Raw genomic sequence first — 18,191 nt, forward strand, 5'->3', positions numbered from 1 at the left:
TTAGGACTCCAGATTCACTCTATCCCCGGATAGATTAGGAGATGAAATCACCAAAAAAGAAACCAAATTTCCGGAACTGTTTTTCACTTTATGAGCTGCCCATGCTTTAATAGTTATTCCTTCCTGTTCCTGCAACACCTGTTCATAATTTTCAAACTCAATAACCAATTGTCCTTGTAAACAATAAAAAAATTGTTCTGTTTTCTGATGATAATGCTTTATCTCACAACTTCCAGCAGGCATCGTTTCATAAATAACACTAAACTGCCCCTCATTTTTTAACCACCATCCATCGCAACCTTGTCCCCATTTAAAATGGAGTGCATTGTTTATTGAGACAGCCTCTTCTCTCACTACAGATTCTAATACATGCGATTTTAGGCTTTGACTTAAGCCGGAGACTGAATCACCATTTAAGAGCCCGATGTCTGTTGTTTCTTGAAATTCTTTACGCAAAAAATAAAAAATAGAATTTTTTTGAAATCCATGCCGCTCAAATTCAAGTTTGAACCCTAATTTTTTATAAAATTCTATTGCCTCCCAATCCATAGTGTTAACTGTTGCAAAAGCGCAGCCTTTCTCACTACCATACTTCAATGCCTTTTGCATGAGTTTTGTTCCCCATCCTTGATGTCTGATGGATTCACTCACCCAAAGATTATCGACATGAAGACCTCCATAGAGTGTTCCGCCACTACAACCACCCACAATGCTATTGTCTGCATCACGAATAAAGCATGCAAAGAAATCTAAAGATTCGAAGCCTCTTTGTTGTTTGGCATACGCCTTAATCCCATTTGTTAATATTTGAACATCATCAGGGTTTGGATTTTCTAAAAACGATAACTTTAAAGTCATTTAATTTATCCCACTGTAGGAGACCAGGCACCATGCTCCACATAACTTGCCTCATCACTGCCTGACCAAGGTGGCATAGTAACGCAAATAAACACTAAATCTGCTGCATCACTTCGATATTGAAAATGTGTTCCCAAGGGAATATCGATGCTGACTCCAGGTGTTAAAGGCGTAATACTCTCTTCATCGTTCAATTTACGCCAAATTGCACCGTCACCAGAAAGGACATGCCAAAATTCAGATACAGTTTTATGACGAACTGCTTTGGAAATTGTTCCTGCTTTCAAAGTACAGTGAGCCATTCCACCTAAATGATTATTCATCAGCAATCGAACTTCAGCACCTGCTGGAGAGATATGTTGATACTCTTTGGGTATTTCTTGTGTATTCATTTATGCCTCTATTAAAACAATGTTCTCATCAGTAGTGGTTATTTCTTTTTTTAAATTTGAATTGTAACGCAAGCATTATCTGCATCTAAAGTAACCACTTTGCCAATTGGAAGAATGCAATTTTGCTTACCGTGCCCATAGGGAAACTCTTTAATGCAAGGTACTTTTAATTTTGAAGCCCATTCATTGATTACATCTTCTACCGTACCATCATGCTGATGCGAGTTCTTACTTTTACAGTGTTCAAATGTACCAAAAATAACGCCAGAAACTTCATCAAAAATTCCTGCTAAATCTAGTTGGGAGAGCATGCCATCAATATTATAGGGCTCGACACCAACGTCTTCTACCAACAAAATACTTTCTTTAAAACTAGGCAGATAAGGTGTGCCCATTAAATTAGTCATCAGAGTTAAATTTCCACCAAGTAAAGGGCCTCGACTAACACCTGCATGAACCTTTATTCCTTTGGAAATTATGTATTCTTGGCCTAATAAAGAAGAAAGTAATGTTTTTTTAACCTGGGTACTCAAATGAATAGTCAAAGTAAATCCTGTATAACTTACTAAGCCACTGTTTTTAAATAGGCCTAATTGCAACGCGGTGGTATCACTAAACCCGAATAATTGTTTTGGGTTTCTCTTAATTAATTCATAGTCTAAAAAAGGTAAAATACGTTGTGAACCTTGTCCGCCTCGGGTTGCAATAATTGCTTTCACTTCAGAATCTTTAAAGAAATCCATCACATCATTGGCACGTTCACTGTCTTTTCCCGCTAAAAATCGTTCTGATGCAAACATATGCTTTGCATACTTTACCTTAAATCCATTCAACTTTAATAAATGAACTCCCGCTTCTATATCCTGTTCCATAATAGGGCTCGACGGTGAAATAAGCCCTACGATATCTCCTTTTTGCAGTGGTGCTGGACATAGAATCTTCATTTATTACCTCAATTATTTTCTGCATTCAAAAACAATACTTTCGTCTTTTTCATCAGGTGGCGCGTTTCGGTCAAATCCTTTAACCATCCGTACATTGCTAAAACCAACCTCAGTAAGCAAATTGTGCAAGAAAGAAGAGTTTTGATAAATGCGAATTTTATATTCCTCTACCTCTGTTTGAATCACACGGTTGTTTTCAATCAACTCGTATTTGCCGATAGAGTAACAAACCTCTTCATTGAGCATGGCTAATTGACTTAATACGATGAGAGTTCCATCTTCTTTGGGCCATCTTGAGCCTCTCCATATACCTAATTCATTAGGAACTGCATAGCGTGTTTCTACTTCAAATACAAAAAGTCCTTTATCTTCTAGGTGCTCATAAATGATTTTTAAGGCTTTTTGGATATCCGCCTTTTCAGTAATGAGACAAAATGAACCACTGGGTATAAAAATCAAAGAGTACTTCTCAGATTGATTTAAATCTTCAATAAAACCATACCAGACTTTTGGATTAAGATTTTTGCTCCTTGCTTTTGCATGCAGTCGCTCAAGCATCGGTTGACTTGCATCAAAGCCCTGAACATCAAATCCTTCTTCAGCCAAAGGCAATAAAAATCGACCCGTACCACACATAGGCTCTAAAATGGTGCCTTTAGCCTCTACAGCATAGCTTCGGTAAAAAGAGTACGCATCTTGTGGCACATTGGGTTTACTTAAATCATATACTTCAGTACACAGGCTCTGATAGGTATCTAGTTTTTTCATGGGTTCCTCTTTAAAATCCAATACCATTAAATATTCATCATAGAAGGTATCATTAATTTTAAGTGCTTTAGGTTCAGTACCATAAATTCGAAACCCTTGCTTTTGATAAAAAGCGCGGGCCACAAAATTGCTCGTAACACAGGTTAAGTGCAATTGAGTAACGCAGGTTTTTGCATGTTGTATCAGGGTCTGAATTAATGCTGTTGCAATACCTTTCCCTCTGTATTCAAGACGAGTATACATACCCCAAAGTACACCACGGTGTTTGGTTTTAAGTGAATTAAGCTTATAGAATCCAGCACAAGACACTAATAAATCATCAACAAAGGCACCTAATACGTATCCTTTACTTAATCCATTTTGAAAATCAGTATCGGACATTAACGCTTCCTCGTCATAAGAAGAGCCAAAGCTTTCTGGTGAGTTGGCCAGAGCCTCTAAACGTATTTCTTTCCATATATTCCAATCCGCATCAAACAATTGTCTAATCTTCACAATATTATCTCCATGACGGTGACAGGATGTCCTTTAAATTCATCCATGCCAATCGTGCGCCAACCAAGACGACTGTAATATTCTGGAATGGTAGGATCAAAAGCAAAAAGATAAAGATTTTTAAACCCTAATGTTTGGGCTTCTTCTTTTACTCGAAGAATAAGCTGTCTTGCAATACCTTGTTTTTGATGGCCTGGCGCTACCACTAACGAGCCTAGCCAGGGAGTTAGTTCAGGACGGATCCCATCATTCACGCGTAAAGAGCACATCCCAACAGGTTTATCTTCATCAAAAGCAACAACAGTGAGCGGTAACTGCTCGATGTTTAAATGATTTCGTAAATTTTCTTCTACACGCGAAGTGGGCACATCAGGAACCCAAATTTTTCCTAATACTTCATGCCAAATCTTAGCAAGCTCTGGAATGCAATCGGAGTGATGTTTTAGATAGGCTATCGTTATCATCTTAATACCTGTAAAAATGAATTATTCCTCTTGGCAAGGCGTGCCTTGATGAAACACCATTTGCCAACGGTTGTGTTTGTATTGCCAGAGCGAAGAACGTAAGGAACTTTTTGAGGCAACAGTAACCTTATAAGTTGCCAACATGACTTCGGGCGACACCTCTAATACTGAAAAGTCATTAACCATATAACTTCGTGACTCTTCTTCTGGAAGAGAATCAAGTAGGTCGTTCTTATTGTAAATTGAACCAGAGGCCCCATACTCGATAAATTTATCAGCAATCAGTAGCTTCAGTTGGGTAATCGATTTTCTCGTTTTCGGATTTAAAAGAGAAGTCTCTAGCTCATAAATCAGTTGGTGTTCTTGTTTCATAGCGATATCCTCATCAAATATCTGGGCTTGTGTTATTCACCATCGAGAAACAGAGCCAGTCCAAAAAAACAAAACGCGGTTTTGAGTAATGCTCTTTACTTAATTTTTGAATTGCTTATTGAGGTAAATAACGCATTAAGTCAACTTTCTTGAGATCGCAATCGATCTAGATGATGAATAATCAATGAATTCACCACTTGTTTATTAAAATCAGGACAAAAACGTGGATAATCACGTTCAAGACCATAAGACCATTTTTCCAAACGTTCATGATCATATTCGATCATGTCTTCAAACAAGTAATCTTCTCCATAAGTTTCTTCACAATGAAGGCCAACTCCTCCATCATAAAGTTCTCCTGAAGGCATGCGCAATGCAATGTGCCAGCACTCTTCATGGGATTTCATCATCACAAAAACAATATGCACTTTATCCTGAAAGCGGTCATTCCAAGCATCAAAAAATAATTTAGCAAACGCGCCACAAGGACCATAATTAATCCTTGGTGTTTCTTCATGAAATCCCAGCAATTGATTTATATCGTTTTTTAAATCATTTAAAACTGTAATTTCTTCTGCATTCACTCATAACTCCCGTAGTATTAAGCTACTTTTTTGATTAAGACACTTTATGTTTAAGCTGAATTTATTGTACCAGATAAATTTCAATTCGTTCTTTACCTTTACCCACATTCGACCTTTTTAACGTAATATAACCCACTTCAGCGGTTGATTTTACATGTGTTCCACCACAAGAAACCTTAGAAAATCCTTCGATTTCCCAATAACGCATTTGACTCTTCTCATCAGAAAATCCAGTGTGAATAAGCATATCTTTTGCAATAATTTGATTGTATTCAAACAAAAGAGAGTCAAAGATATCCGAAATATTGTGCTGATAGCTAAAATCAATTCTAGCCTTATGCTCAGCAATATGAGCACCTATTTTTTCAACGGGCAGCATTCTTTGGACAAGCTCTAAGATTAATTCAGCAGCAAAATGAAGGCGCATCAATTTATAACGACGAACAAAGTCAATTTCCATAAGGACAACATCGCCTTTAGAAAGTCCATGCTCCGCAGGTAATGTATAATAAATCAAGTGATCTTCTATTTCAGAATGAGTGACTATCAGGCCGTTCACGCGGACTGTATCACTTTCCTGACCACCGGAAAACGAAAAACCAATAGTCTCTGCAAAAAGTAGTCGATTCTCATTGACTGACACCACTTTAGTCATTAATTGGCGTTGATAGGGATTATCCCAGAATATTTTTTGCATGACTTACTCTCTAATCTTTACCACCATCCCATTTGTTAGCTGTTTCAATGTTTCAGGAGATAATGAAAACACTGCATTGGGCGTTCCTGCTGCAGCCCAAAGAACTTCATGGCATAACAAATCTTCATCAATAAGAACCGTATCAATAACGTTTTTATGGCCAACGGGAGGAACTCCACCAATCGCAAAACCAGTGATTTCTCGTGTAAAATCTGCATCAGCTTTCCCAATAGGTTCATTGATGAGACTAACAATCAAGCTCTCATTCACACGATTAACACCACTTGCTAATACTAATACTGGCTTGTTGGTTTTTTCTGTGCAAAATAGTAATGACTTCACAATTTGAGCAACACCACATCTTAAAGTATCAGCAGCATCTTTTGCCGTGCGAGTGCTCGAATCAAGTTCTTTGACCTCACACGATATCCCTTTTTGAGATAAAAAATCTTGTATGATTTGCGCGCGTTTACTTAACTTTTTCTCTTTATTCATCGCTTATCACCATCCCATCATCGCCACAAAGAACACTTTCTAGTGAGCTCTGTCACTACGTCCCAATCCCCAAACAAGACAATGCCATAATAAATCAGATCGTTCTCTTTAACCTGTGCCGTTCTTTCAATTTGCTCTTGATAGGACCCAACAGTCATCGTATCGGTAAAATCATTAAAGAGAACATTTTTTGCTAAAGCATTCTGGCGTAATGTTCTAATTTTGTTGGAATTCTCACAAAGAATTATAAAAGGGATTTCTGAAATATACGGGTGAGAGCCTCCGTCTGCATCTCGATAATCGGTTAAACGCAGTTCTTCTGTACCAATCACAGCGCCTAAACCAATACACATATGAGCAAGTGCATTCATTACTTTGCCAGGCTCGATACGTTTGTTAAGCACTGCAACCAGTTTGTTTTTAAAAGGGTGTTCAACCATACAATCCTCCACAATCTACTTCACAATTCGTGCGTTATAACGCATAATAAACCAGTATATACTTGTGCGCTAAAACGCACAAGCTTTTTTTAATAAGGGACATAATGCAAGAAATTTCAAACCGCATTGCAAAAATACTAAAATCATTAAGACAAGATCGAGGTTGGAGCTTAGATAAAACAGCGCTTGAAACGGGCGTTTCTAAAGCGATGCTTGGGCAAATTGAACGCGAAGAGTCAAGCCCAACGATTTCTACCCTATGGAAAATTGCGAGCGGCTTTCAAACCTCCTTTTCATCGTTTATTGAAGACAGTCTGGATGATTCAACCAATCCTATTTATAGAACAGGGCATGCTGAAACTTTGCATCCAGATGATGAAAAAATACGAGTACTTCCTCTGTTTCCTTTTGATGAACAGCTACATTTTGAATTGTTTGTTATTGAGTTATTGCCCGGATGCGAACATCTTTCACCTCCTCATAAACATGGAGTCATTGAGCATGTCATTGTTGTGGATGGAACCATTGAAATTTTGTTAGGTAGGTTCTGGAAATCACTTTCCAAAGGAGAAGGACTGCGTTTTAATGCCAATCAACCGCATGGCTACCGAAATCCAACCAATGAGCTATCGCGCATCCATGATATTATTCATTACCCACCTCAATAGGAGTTCCCTTAATCGGTTATGGCACATAAAACAAAGGGGTTAATGCCATAGTTTTTAAGTCATGAAGCCATTCATCCCCTGGCTTTCCTCCTGGAGCTGTTTCTTCAAACCAGTTGTATTTACACCAGAGGTAGATATCTAAGCTTTTCATTTGCGAAAAATGATTCACTTCTTTTAATTCTTCTGAGCTCAATGGCCGGATTTGCCTATATCCTTCTATAAACCATTCAAACAGTGGTTGCCAGAGAGGCCATGGTTTATTGCATAAGTCCAAAAAAGGTTTGGCAATATCGGCAAGATACCAATGATATACTGGCTCATCAAAATCAATCAGATGAACGCTCTCACCATCATAAAGCACATTTCCAGGACGATGGTCCCCATGGGTTAGGCCAAAATTAGATGAGTCGATTGAAAAAGTTTTGAAGCGTGTCGTAATCGTTTCATATAAATCCTGAATCAAGGACTCTTCTTGACGCGCATAATCCAAAGTCTCACGCCACAAATCTTCCCAAGTTAAAAAGTGATGTTTCTCTGCAACATAACTTTGCGAGGCTTGATGCAATAGCCCTAGAGCCCTTCCCCATGTTAGATAAGCTTTTTTATCTGAATAATCAAAATGCATGATTTGCCCTGGTACCTCCCGGCAAACATGAACAAAAAATTCCAAATCCTCTTGGTGCACAGTTTCAACATCATTTCCTTCTTGAGATACCACCGGTTCACAAATAGGCGTACCACACAAAAATAAATACTTCTGAAAATCAATGGCACTCAAAAGTTCGCGAGCTTTTCGTATTTTTTCATGCGTCATGCGTAGGTAAAATCCTTGTCCATTAGATTCAAATCGATAAACACAGTTAATTTGATTATTGATAAGCTTAAGATGGGTAGGGTTTTTTACCCATTTTTGCGCCGCATGGTTCGCTGTTGTATCCGTAATTTTTTTTAACGTGATCTCCCAAATCATGCTTGAATACCTTTGTTGTTTAGATAATCAGCCCTGGATAATCGATAAAGCACATGTCGTCTCAAGGGACTATTAGGCTCCAATTTGGGATGGTCAAAATCATCCTTGGTATTGTGATGTAAACCAATTTTTTCCATAACACGTCTTGAAGCTAGATTATTCACTGTTGTAAATGAAACTACTTCGGGAATATTTAAAGAGGTAAAGGCATAATGCAAAACTGCTTTTGCTCCTTCCGTAGCATAACCCTGATTCCAATGTGTTGAGGAAAGTCTCCAGCCGATTTCAACAGAGGGAGTAAAGTCCGCTTCAAAAGAAGGGGTCATTAACCCTAAAAATCCTATCATTTCCCCTGTACTTTTCAGTTCAACAGCATACAAAGAAAATCCCTTCTCTTTATAATGTGCAATAATCCGCTCAATGCCTGCTTTTGTAGCACTCTTACTCCCTATTCCTGGTAAAAATTGGCATACTTTTTTGTCTTGATCAATAAGTGCCATAGGATCAAGATCAGCTTCCTGCCATGTTCGTAAAATCAGACGGGGAGTTTCAAGAATATTCATGGGACCCTCTATAAGTAAGCATGTTTATCATGAGTAGGTAATTGGGATCTTCACTGTATTGCGTGGGAACAAAACCAGCCTTTTGATAGCACGCTATGGCTTGTTCGTTTCCAATTTGAGGATCAACGACAACGGCTTTAAATCTGTAGAGTTGTTTTGCAATAAAATGCCTTATAATTTGTCTACCCAACCCTACTCCACGACACGATGGCTCTGCAATAAAAAGGTCGATACCAGCCAATTGTTCAGGTGTAGCCTTGTCAAACAAGGAAGCATTATGTCCTGAAATTCCTTCGGGTAAATGGTCGGCAAGACAGTAATATTGAATAAAACCAATTGGTTTTTGATCCAAATAAATAATAAAACTCGGGACTGGATCCATGCCTTCAATGCGGGGTAAGTACTTTGCCCTAATATCTTCCAAAGAAAACTGTTGATTTCGTGCATACCCTTGTTTCACTGTAGGCTCTGCAAACCATTGGGTCATTAAGTTCAAATCTTTTTGACTCAATGGTTTAAATTCCAGATTCTGATTTTTACTCCCATAAACTAAGGAAGTCCAATCCAAAATACAACGCGCTGACTCCTCTGCTGAAAGGAGGCTCACATCTAGAGTCATTTCATACGGCTCTTTGCTAAAATAAACGTCTTCTTCAAACAATCTTTTTGTAATAAGCGCCTCATCTTGTGTTTTAAAATAGCCTTTTCTATCTGAGTCTTTTAAGCGTTTAACAAGCTCTGCACCATTACAAATCAGTCGGATAGGAACAAACACAGCTCCCCGTTTTTGAGCAACGGTTTGTACTTGATTAAAAAATTCCTGATGCCAAGAATTATTCGCTAAGAGCTCATAGGTAATAACAAAGCTCGCTTCTTTAGAGCAAACCGCAGTCATCGTATCAAAAATCACATCACGAGCTTTGTTAAGCGCTGCCCATCCTTTATCATCAAGAGACCAAAATACTTGAGCATCGTTACCTAAAAGTTTTAGAACCGGATCGATCCAAGCATGGTGATGCGCTAATCGAAACTGAGGGGCCAGCGTTGTAATTGCCTCGCCTATGGTTTTTTTACCGGTACCTGCAATACCCATCAAGAGTATTATCATATTCGTCGGCATCATTTATTAAAATCCTGTCACAATACTTTACTCTTCTTTATGTTTAAGCACACGCATCAAGTGCGCCACATCATATGGGCTACGGAGTTCAATGAATTTCACTTTTGGATATTGGTTCTTTAAGACATTTAATAAAGGGTTAATCCGTTGTTCATAGTTCCACATATAACTTAATAGCGACCATCGGACCGTTTCATTGCAACCAGCGGCTCTATCATCAATTTCTGAAGCCTTATAAAACAAGCGCTTAAATACCCGCCAATAACATAGCCACTTGGGTAAATTAAAGTACAAGCACATATCGGCTTCGCGATAACGTATCTCAAATGATTTGCTGGAATTACCATCAATAATCCAGCAAGGCTTAGCAGCTAATTCTTTTTGGAGTGACAAAAAATTCTCATATTCTCGTGGCACCCAATCGGCAATAAAAAAATATTTATCTAAATGGAACAATGGAATATTTAGACTCTTTTGCAACATAACAGAAAAAGTGGACTTGCCACTTCCTGGTCTACCAATAATCATGATACGTTGTAACTTTATCATTTCATTCAGAGTTTAATTTACAGTTTTCTTTTCTTATAGATGCAAATGATTGTTGTATTCATCCGCTACACTATCTAAAACGTTAAGTAGTCTGTTCTTCACTTAACTGTTTAAGTACAGTTTTTATCGTGGCATGAGAAAAACCTCGACCACTTAAGAAACGAGCCAATTTTGTATTTATTGCCTCATCTGTCTCATTCTTAAATCCACGCATTTTTTTCCGAGCTTCATCCAGGGCGCGAACATCTTCCAGTTCAATATGTTCTAAGACTTGCTCAATCACTTCTTCTTTAACGCCCTTCTGTTTTAATATTTCTTGAATAAAACGGTTTCCTTTATGGATATAACGGGCACTTAATGATTCAGCCAAACGATTATCATTAATTAAATGTAATTCCCGAAGGCGAGCTAGGGTTGCATGAATCTGAGCATCTAACTCGGGCACATGCGAAAAATCCCTCTCCAATTGCCTTATGAGTTCTATTTCACTGCAATAATGATTCGAAAGATATTTTATTGCTGCATCGATGAGTGTATTCATACTAAAGTTCTACTATAAACCACAATTTTATTTTTGCTTTTGCCAAGACAGCCTGATTTATTTAGAATACCATTATAACAGGAAAATATTGAGTCTTTTATGCCAAAAGAAGGAAAGGCCAGAGTCTTAAGTGAAGCGGAGTTTAAGCGACTGCTTATTGTTGCCAAAGATGGGCAATTCGCTATAAGAAATAGCGCCCTTGTGTATTGTTCTTTTGGTCTTGGATTGCGAGTGAAAGAAATCGCCTCTCTCACTATTGCAGATGTAGCCGATTACAACTATCAATTACTTGAAGAGATTTGTTTGAAGCGCTCAATGACCAAAGGTGAAAAGCAACGTTACGCTTATCTTGCCAATGAAAAAATCCGCAAAGCACTCCAAGCACATCTCGATACCCTAAAACATGTTGCACGAGACAAACCCTTATTTCAGACCCAACGTAAAAGTCGCTTTACACCCAATAGTTTGCAAAAATGGTTCAAGTCACTTTATGATAAAGCAGGAATCATTGGGGCAAGCTCCCATTCTGGTCGACGTACTTTCATTACCCGATTAATTGAACAAGGCGCGGATATTAAAGCAGTCTCACGTCTTGCAGGTCATGCTAACATTGTGACTACCGCAATTTATGTTGAAGACAATCCTGATCGCCTAAAACGCATTGCTAATTTGGCTATTTTCTAAATGACGCTCTGGTTTATTACTTTACCCTGGTTACACTATTTGGATTTTACCTACAAAGAAGTCTACCATGAGGCACGCTTTGAGAAAGACAAACGCTATTATGTGCTTCGTCTAGAGAAAGATTTACTGGATGATTGGACAATCACCGCCATTAATGGAAGAATAAAATCTAAGTTGGGACAAAGAAGAACATTAGCTTTTTCAACGTACACAAATGCGTTTGCTCAATTCTTAAGCATGATAAAAATCCGTTATCAGCATAATTATCGACTTAAAACTTTGTATAGTGAAAATATTTTTTCCCTTCACAATATGCTGTTTCTTTTAATATCACAAAAATATACTAATAAAACCAATACCAAAAGGAAGAAAAAACCAAGGTCCGAATTGAGTCAAAATAATTGCTCCACGACTGTTCACAACAACTTATCTCATACAACAGCATTCCAACTTGACTTACTTTTTAATTTCTAAAAGAAAAGTGGTTATTAAATAATCAGATCGATTTAAGCACGCTTTAATAGTGATTAGAAAGAAGATGATCTTTTGCCACACTTTACCATTCGACGTAGTCCAATCGTCTCTTGAAAGTAAAATTTGGAGGTCGTTTTTTTCCGGTATACCAGTAAAATTATAACTACAGGCTCAAGGCAAACAACTTCCAATTTTTCCACATAGTTATCCACTAATTTTGTGAATAAAAAATAGCCCTACCCTTCCACCTTAAGATGGGCCATTAACCAATCTGCTTCCTCTAAAGAGTCAAAACTTATCACCACCCTACCTTTTCCTCCATCATTAAAATGCATGTTAACTTTTGATGAAAGTTTTTTCGACAATTGTGCCATCCAATCTTTCGTTTTTTGTTCAAATTGATGATTTAGAAAAAACTCCTGTTTATCTTCTGGCCTATTTAAGCGCTGAACCAATTTTTCAGTTTCCCTAACAGATAAAGACTTACTAGTAATTATTTTTGCTGTTTCTACTTGTTGTACATTCGACAAACTTAATAAAGCTCTAGCATGTCCCATTTCTAATAATCCCGTTTTTAACATTTCTTTTACTTCATCTGTGAGAGTAAGCAATCTAAGAAGATTAGTAACCGTTGTTCGAGATCTACCTAAAGTTTCAGCAACTTCACCATGCGTCATGTAACACTCTTCTATTAATCGCTGTATAGCTTGCGCTTCTTCCAATGGGTTTAAATCTTCTCTTTGAATATTTTCAATTAAAGATACTGCCATCCCATTTGCTTTATTGTATTTTCTAATGATTGCAGGGATTTTTTCTAATCCAACTATTTTAGCTGCGCGCCAACGCCGTTCACCTGCAATAATTTGATATTCATTCCTATTATGATCTATTTCTTTGACAAGAATAGGCTGTATAATCCCATGCTGCCGAATTGATGAAGCCAATTCTTCTAGTGAAGCATCGCTAAAAAACTTTCTAGCCTGATTTTGATCTGGATAAATTTTTGATAAACACAGATCAATTGCTTCCAAGGACTGGAGCTCATTCTTTAGATTGATTGGTTCAAAGGCCGGAAATTTCATATTAAACCGCCTCCATTTTAATTGGCTTCTCTAAATAATGTTGCTTTAATTTTTCTTGGGCTTCTAGAACAAATTTCTGCATGTTTTTAACATGCTCTTGGTTATCTCCAGCTTTAGTATATCCTGATAGTTTTTCCCAATGATTGAGTTCTGCCTGTAAAGCGAATAATTTCTTTTCCCACTCAGCTTCATCATTAGATGCTTTTTCTTGAGAAACTTCTGGCTTAGGTTCTTCCTTAAATTTATAATCGTGTTTTAAGGCGCTAATAAAATATGGGATAGGATAAAAACCTGTCCGCTCTTTTTTTGCATATTTCTTGGTATAGTTAATCTTCTCTTGAATATACTCTTCTGAGTAGTTATTTATAATATTTTCTAATATTGACTCATTTAATATGCCAAAAGTTGATTTTATTTCTTTATGTATCTGCTCATTTTCACGATCAATACAGCTGACTTCTGATATTATTGTATTTTTTTTGTTCTTAACTAGAACCTCAAATCCAGTAATTTTTCTACCAACTCTTATTGGATCCAAGCTAACAGCAAAATTAGCTCGATCATTAACCTCTTCTAATGAGGGCGAAATGACATTTCTTGTAAGTTCCCGCATACTTGGATATTTATCTTCAGGAACTCCTAAAATTTTTCTAAATGTATCTAATGAAATAATTTTATTTTTTTGTAAGTTAATAAACCGTGTACTATTTTCATAAAGAGCATGACCATATTTCGATTCAAATTCAGATTGCAGATCAACGTCGATTGTACCGTATATAGATGGATTAACTAGTAAATCAAGCATGATTTTATGAAAAGAAAAATTGATGGTATTATCTTGATAGAACGTAGGCGCACCATGTAAAACTCGTAAATTTAAAAACGAGATATCTGTAGGTACCTTATCTTTCAATAAATTCCATTCTATTTTTAATGATGCCAACCCATCAATGGACTCTTTTAGATATTGGGTATTATTACTATTAAACTTGACTGCTTTTAACAGCTTAGAAAAAGGCATATTACATTCGACAGCGACCGAATTTTGATGGTTATTTATGCGACCATCTCCTTTTATTGCTTCATACAAAAGCACATTGACAATTTTCCGTTGCAATACACTCATTAAAGAGTATGCATGAATAATTGTTACATGTTTACGTATTGTTTTTTCAGCGAACATTACCCATTCCGTTTGGCCTTTTTTCTTATTTTTTCCTCATCATTCTACTCAAAATAGCAGCGCGTATTATGGCAGTTTGAGGGCCTCTTATATCAGGATATTCCTTTACAACTTCATTTCTCATATCAGAAAAAAAACATCGTTGCTTAAATGTCATATAAATTTTATCAAATACGAAATTTTCACTATTCCCTTCTGCATTGAGTACCATTTCTTTGTAATCAGGATTTTCCTTTAACATTATGATGGCTTCGTTTACCCAATCAGTTTTCTTTTTTAAATTATATTTTTCAGAATTTAACAGAATTTCTCTGAGTGACTCTTTAATTTCTTTATTAATAGTAAATGTAATAATTTTCTTATCGTCTTCATTATTATTGAGTTTCAGCTTATTCATTTTAATCACACTTCCTGAGCAATTAGAGGAATTATTTTTTTAAAGCACTCCTCAACTGACTTACCATTATTCCATTGGACATTATTGCTTAACATATTCATTTGCTCGACGATGCTCTCGTGTAGAATGTTGCTTGAAACTAAGGCATCAAAGATAATTTTGGCAATATTGGGTTTTACCTTACCTAAACTAACATTTAATTGTTTACGTCCTCTTATTTCTTTTTTTGTAACTAACGAAAATTCAAGTTCTTTTTTTAGCTTTACAATTGCATCAAAGGATAGATTTTCTATGGCTGCCTTTAAGAGAACTTGTTGATGTTCTGCGTTTTCAACTGAAATAATTAATTCAATTAATTTTACATTCTCTATTTTTCCTTCAGCAATCGCCTGCTTTATCTCTGGACTAGCTTGCAAAATCAGAATATATCTTCGAGATTGTGTTATAGACATTCCCGTTAAATCACTTAATACTTTTGATGTTATTTTCTCGCTATCACTTTTTTCTTTATTTTCGTTTAAATACTCTTTAACAATAGCCTCAATACTCGCAACTCTTTCAGCCAGAGATAAGTCTACACGCTCATTATTCTCAATCCACTGTAGAACTCTTAACTTTGAACCAACAGGTCGTTGACTTGCAATTCTTGCTATAATTTCCTTTTTACCGGCAATCGCTGAGGCCAAGGTTCTACGTTCACCAGCGATTAAACGACATTTGTTCCCAAATCTGTATACAAATATGGGGTTAATTAACTGATCATCTAGTATAGTTTTTGCTAATGACTCAAGCGATTTCCAATCATTTTTCTTTTTTGTATATTCAGGATCAGAGGGATCTATTCCATTTATTGCATCATGAAGTGTTAGTGCTAGTTCACGATTGTTTTCCGGATCAAGTTCTATTTTATCTAAGGACAATACTTCTATTGACAGTTCCCCAGCATAATCATTGGCAATTGCCAGTGTTCTTGATATGGCATCCTTTGTCTCTCCAGTTTTAACTGAATTCAGTTTGAATTTACTAACCATAGGAAGCCTCCTTTTCTTCTATTTTGTTGTATACATTATGAAATACCCTGTCATATACATAAGAGCACCATTTCTCACTTTCAATTCTAGCGAGATGTGTTTGTGGTAAGTTAAATACACAATTAGGTTTTGCATCCTCTACTACCAATTCTGAATAAATGGTTCTTTGGGCTATAGGAGGTAATAACCATTCTTCTGATTTTTCTATTGAACGCAAATCATTAAGGAACTTAGTATGTACTGCTGTTTTACGAACTTGGTTAGGTAAAATTCCCGCTATTTTAATAGTATCGTCTTTCACTCTTCTAAGTTGCTCTTGTGAAATTGCTTGGATCATGCCTATGGTTCCATTAATACCATATTGTTCAAGTTCAGTTGGCAATAGTCCATGAGTTGCTGCTCGCAACCCTGCCATTGTTAGTGGGCCAAACTGTGGATTCGTATCAATAATAACAAATTGGTAATCACTGTGGGTTGATAGCATTTCGGTAAATTCTTTAAGACGATTTATAACCTTTTCTTTTACATCAACTTTTAGAACACGTTGTGCATCTTCCAATAATGAAGCAAAAGAAGGAAAACAATGTAAATTGTCAACCCATGTTGGATATGGATAAATAGATTTACCTATGAATATATCTGCAATACTACTAACTCCATCCCAATGAGGATCATCTTCTGGTAAGTTGTTTGGATCCCACTCTGGATGTGCTTTAGGCATGTAACCAGTTGGGTGAGCTGGATCTCTTGTAGTCGGAATTAAGCTAGATGAAGAGTTGCCTTGTGGGTCTAAATCGATAAAGGCCCCTTTCATGTTTTTACATTTAGCTAGATATTGTGCAAGAGTGAGAGCAATAGTTGATTTGCCAATCCCTCCTTTGTTTCCGGCTGTTGTAATTACTTTCATCCATCCCCCTTTGCAATAAGGTGCTTTGTACTATTTTTTTAGACTAACTTTATTGAAACAAATTTGCAAGCGGTAATTTGTACTATTCATCTTAATTCTAAAAAAAGGAAAATATATATCTTTTTTCTTCTATTCATAAGTTCATCAAATAAAAACATCATAACCATATGATTTTAAATGATTTATATAAGAGCTATTGTGTATTTATTTGGGATTGATAGTGTAGGTTTATGAGTTTTTGTGTGTAGTAATATGGGGATTAATGGGACTTAAAATTTCATGTGTGGCTTTATGGGAGGTCATGGTGTAGGTATATGGTAATGGTGTAGCTTTATGGGGTGTTTTTAGCTTTTATCCACATTTTCTAATGTCGGAAACTTCTGACAGATACTGGATTTTTACTCTAGTACCTTTAAAATTTTGATTAGTATCTCGCATTGTGAATTTTTGTAAAATAATTATTCCAGCGTTTTGTGCGCGTTTATACTAACCGCCCAACTATCAAATAGATGTGTTTATCTTGAAGACAGAGTAATATTGCAAAAGTTACATTAAATTATACTTTTTGCATTTTTACGAGTAAGTTATTGACTTATTTTGATAATATCCTAAATTCGAGAATGGATATAAGATAATGTTATTTTCATGTTTTAGATATCATTTTTAATTGTAATAAATTACTTTCTATAAATAGAGCATCTCATTATCTGATGAATGACGGCTCCTTTAGTAAGCTAAATGTCAAAAATAAAAGAACTGTTTTCCCATCTGCGCCAGTGTATATGATTAATTCATATTTAGAATATTGATTGTTAAGCAATATATGTTGGTAATATTAGTCTTCGTATAGAGTTATCTGTTTTATCTATCTTTACCCATGGCGAAGAATATATTGTTTGGCTGAGATTTGTGTTTTTGATTAAGTGGACAAATCTTTTTTATAGCTATGCGCTTATTATCAAGATAAATGGTTGTGTCGTTTGTTATTTTTCAATAACCTATTTAACAATAGTCCTATATCTCTCAGGGCATTATATTAAATCTTTTATTTTGATGGAATAGATGGATTTCTCTACTAAATTTATTCTCCTAATTTAATCAGGCTTTTTAATGTTGAAGCAATGGCTATTACATTAATCCTAGAAAAAGCAGTTCAATCGTAACGTGAGGCTTTAGTGTGCTAAATTTTAAAGGGTTTGTGATGCTCTTAATTGTCTTTGATATTTTTTTGTTTTGGGCCGTTTGAATTTTATTAAATTTAATCCTGGATCTGTTTTAATGGCACTTTAAATTTCACGGGACCACTGTTATGGATTATCGATTTAATAAATTGTCCCCGGGGGATAATATCGTTAACTCATTGATTATAAATAATAAAAATATAATTAATTCTTTAATTAACGGTTGTGGAATGGTGTAGATTTATGAGAAAGAAAATTCTAGAGTAAATTGAAGAAGATTAACAAGAAAGGATTCTAACTTAATCGGAAAAACATAAATCTCAATAACTTAA

The 18,191-nt window shown here is 36.1% G+C and carries 23 protein-coding genes and 1 pseudogene; 3 read left to right on the plus strand and 21 right to left on the minus strand.

Annotated elements, in window-relative coordinates; genetic code table 11:
* The 11 genes and pseudogenes from HBNCFIEN_RS16935 to HBNCFIEN_RS16980 form a co-directional block, all read right to left on the minus strand.
* On the minus strand, window positions 1-858 hold the full coding sequence (locus HBNCFIEN_RS16935; RefSeq protein WP_014845039.1) for a GNAT family N-acetyltransferase: 858 nt from the start codon (window positions 856-858) through the stop codon (window positions 1-3).
* Between the two features lie 5 nt (window positions 859-863).
* On the minus strand, window positions 864-1,250 hold the full coding sequence (locus tag HBNCFIEN_RS16940; RefSeq protein ID WP_014845038.1) for a cupin: 387 nt from the start codon (window positions 1,248-1,250) through the stop codon (window positions 864-866).
* A gap of 50 nt (window positions 1,251-1,300) precedes the next feature.
* Window positions 1,301-2,194 carry an LD-carboxypeptidase gene (locus HBNCFIEN_RS16945; protein WP_014845037.1) on the minus strand — a complete coding sequence of 298 codons (894 nt, stop codon included), beginning with the start codon at window positions 2,192-2,194 and terminating at the stop codon, window positions 1,301-1,303.
* 12 nt (window positions 2,195-2,206) lie between these two features.
* Complete coding sequence (locus HBNCFIEN_RS17785; protein WP_029489094.1) at window positions 2,207-2,962, minus strand: class I SAM-dependent methyltransferase; 756 nt, start codon at window positions 2,960-2,962, stop codon at window positions 2,207-2,209.
* A gap of 42 nt (window positions 2,963-3,004) precedes the next feature.
* Window positions 3,005-3,457 (minus strand): annotated as a pseudogene (locus HBNCFIEN_RS17920) (N-acetyltransferase family protein); the annotation flags it as partial.
* Complete coding sequence (locus HBNCFIEN_RS16955) at window positions 3,454-3,921, minus strand: GNAT family N-acetyltransferase (RefSeq protein ID WP_014845035.1); 468 nt, start codon at window positions 3,919-3,921, stop codon at window positions 3,454-3,456. The pseudogene HBNCFIEN_RS17920 and the gene HBNCFIEN_RS16955, both read right to left, overlap by 4 nt.
* A gap of 21 nt (window positions 3,922-3,942) precedes the next feature.
* Window positions 3,943-4,293, minus strand: a complete 351-nt coding sequence (locus HBNCFIEN_RS16960; protein ID WP_014845034.1) for a DUF4440 domain-containing protein — start codon at window positions 4,291-4,293, stop codon at window positions 3,943-3,945.
* 140 nt (window positions 4,294-4,433) lie between these two features.
* A complete protein-coding gene (locus HBNCFIEN_RS16965) occupies window positions 4,434-4,877 on the minus strand; it encodes a hypothetical protein (RefSeq protein ID WP_014845033.1) in 444 nt (147 codons plus the stop codon).
* 61 nt (window positions 4,878-4,938) lie between these two features.
* Window positions 4,939-5,574 (minus strand): alanyl-tRNA editing protein, encoded by a 636-nt coding sequence (locus HBNCFIEN_RS16970; protein WP_014845032.1) that lies wholly within the window; start codon window positions 5,572-5,574, stop codon window positions 4,939-4,941.
* 3 nt (window positions 5,575-5,577) lie between these two features.
* A complete protein-coding gene (locus tag HBNCFIEN_RS16975) occupies window positions 5,578-6,069 on the minus strand; it encodes a YbaK/EbsC family protein (protein WP_014845031.1) in 492 nt (163 codons plus the stop codon).
* A gap of 17 nt (window positions 6,070-6,086) precedes the next feature.
* Window positions 6,087-6,509: a DUF2000 domain-containing protein gene (locus HBNCFIEN_RS16980; protein WP_014845030.1), complete on the minus strand. Its 423-nt coding sequence runs from the start codon at window positions 6,507-6,509 to the stop codon at window positions 6,087-6,089.
* Window positions 6,510-6,613: 104 nt separating this feature from the next.
* Here HBNCFIEN_RS16980 and HBNCFIEN_RS16985 point away from each other — a divergent pair, with 104 nt between their 5' ends.
* Window positions 6,614-7,177, plus strand: a complete 564-nt coding sequence (locus tag HBNCFIEN_RS16985) for a helix-turn-helix domain-containing protein (protein WP_014845029.1) — start codon at window positions 6,614-6,616, stop codon at window positions 7,175-7,177.
* 16 nt (window positions 7,178-7,193) lie between these two features.
* On the opposite strand, the gene HBNCFIEN_RS16990 is transcribed toward HBNCFIEN_RS16985, so the two are convergent.
* The 5 genes from HBNCFIEN_RS16990 to HBNCFIEN_RS17010 all read right to left on the minus strand — a co-directional run bounded on the left by HBNCFIEN_RS16990 (window position 7,194) and on the right by HBNCFIEN_RS17010 (window position 10,920).
* On the minus strand, window positions 7,194-8,147 hold the full coding sequence (locus HBNCFIEN_RS16990; RefSeq protein WP_014845028.1) for a phosphotransferase enzyme family protein: 954 nt from the start codon (window positions 8,145-8,147) through the stop codon (window positions 7,194-7,196).
* Window positions 8,144-8,710 carry a GNAT family N-acetyltransferase gene (locus HBNCFIEN_RS16995; protein ID WP_014845027.1) on the minus strand — a complete coding sequence of 189 codons (567 nt, stop codon included), beginning with the start codon at window positions 8,708-8,710 and terminating at the stop codon, window positions 8,144-8,146. The genes HBNCFIEN_RS16990 and HBNCFIEN_RS16995 overlap by 4 nt, the downstream gene beginning before the upstream one ends.
* Window positions 8,697-9,833 carry a GNAT family N-acetyltransferase gene (locus HBNCFIEN_RS17000; RefSeq protein ID WP_014845026.1) on the minus strand — a complete coding sequence of 379 codons (1,137 nt, stop codon included), beginning with the start codon at window positions 9,831-9,833 and terminating at the stop codon, window positions 8,697-8,699. The genes HBNCFIEN_RS16995 and HBNCFIEN_RS17000 overlap by 14 nt, the downstream gene beginning before the upstream one ends.
* Before the next feature lie 24 nt (window positions 9,834-9,857).
* Window positions 9,858-10,379: a DNA topology modulation protein gene (locus HBNCFIEN_RS17005; RefSeq protein WP_014845025.1), complete on the minus strand. Its 522-nt coding sequence runs from the start codon at window positions 10,377-10,379 to the stop codon at window positions 9,858-9,860.
* Between the two features lie 82 nt (window positions 10,380-10,461).
* Entirely contained in the window at window positions 10,462-10,920 is a 459-nt protein-coding gene (locus HBNCFIEN_RS17010) for a regulatory protein RecX (protein WP_014845024.1), read from the minus strand.
* A 99-nt stretch (window positions 10,921-11,019) separates the two neighbouring features.
* Between HBNCFIEN_RS17010 and HBNCFIEN_RS17015 the strand changes: the two genes are divergently transcribed.
* The gene (locus tag HBNCFIEN_RS17015; RefSeq protein ID WP_014845023.1) at window positions 11,020-11,604 is read left to right on the plus strand and encodes a site-specific integrase; all 585 of its coding nucleotides are present in this window, start codon (window positions 11,020-11,022) and stop codon (window positions 11,602-11,604) included.
* Window positions 11,605-12,078: a hypothetical protein gene (locus HBNCFIEN_RS17020; protein WP_014845022.1), complete on the plus strand. Its 474-nt coding sequence runs from the start codon at window positions 11,605-11,607 to the stop codon at window positions 12,076-12,078.
* A gap of 236 nt (window positions 12,079-12,314) precedes the next feature.
* Here the strand turns inward: HBNCFIEN_RS17020 and HBNCFIEN_RS17025 are convergent, their stop codons facing one another.
* The 5 genes from HBNCFIEN_RS17025 to HBNCFIEN_RS17045 are packed head-to-tail and all read right to left on the minus strand — an operon-like array spanning window position 12,315 to window position 16,678.
* The gene (locus tag HBNCFIEN_RS17025) at window positions 12,315-13,109 is read right to left on the minus strand and encodes a ParB/RepB/Spo0J family partition protein (RefSeq protein WP_225316559.1); all 795 of its coding nucleotides are present in this window, start codon (window positions 13,107-13,109) and stop codon (window positions 12,315-12,317) included.
* A gap of 52 nt (window positions 13,110-13,161) precedes the next feature.
* On the minus strand, window positions 13,162-14,343 hold the full coding sequence (locus HBNCFIEN_RS17030) for a replication initiation protein (RefSeq protein ID WP_014845020.1): 1,182 nt from the start codon (window positions 14,341-14,343) through the stop codon (window positions 13,162-13,164).
* 25 nt (window positions 14,344-14,368) lie between these two features.
* Window positions 14,369-14,740, minus strand: coding sequence for a hypothetical protein (locus HBNCFIEN_RS17035; RefSeq protein WP_010655311.1), 372 nt, complete (start codon window positions 14,738-14,740; stop codon window positions 14,369-14,371).
* Window positions 14,741-14,745: 5 nt separating this feature from the next.
* Window positions 14,746-15,771 carry a ParB N-terminal domain-containing protein gene (locus HBNCFIEN_RS17040; protein ID WP_014845018.1) on the minus strand — a complete coding sequence of 342 codons (1,026 nt, stop codon included), beginning with the start codon at window positions 15,769-15,771 and terminating at the stop codon, window positions 14,746-14,748.
* Window positions 15,764-16,678, minus strand: coding sequence for a ParA family protein (locus HBNCFIEN_RS17045; RefSeq protein ID WP_010655313.1), 915 nt, complete (start codon window positions 16,676-16,678; stop codon window positions 15,764-15,766). Before HBNCFIEN_RS17045 ends, HBNCFIEN_RS17040 begins: the two co-directional genes overlap by 8 nt.
* Window positions 16,679-18,191: the final 1,513 nt, after the last annotated feature.

This window comes from Legionella sp. PC997, from assembly GCF_014109825.1.
GTDB lineage: Bacteria > Pseudomonadota > Gammaproteobacteria > Legionellales > Legionellaceae > Legionella.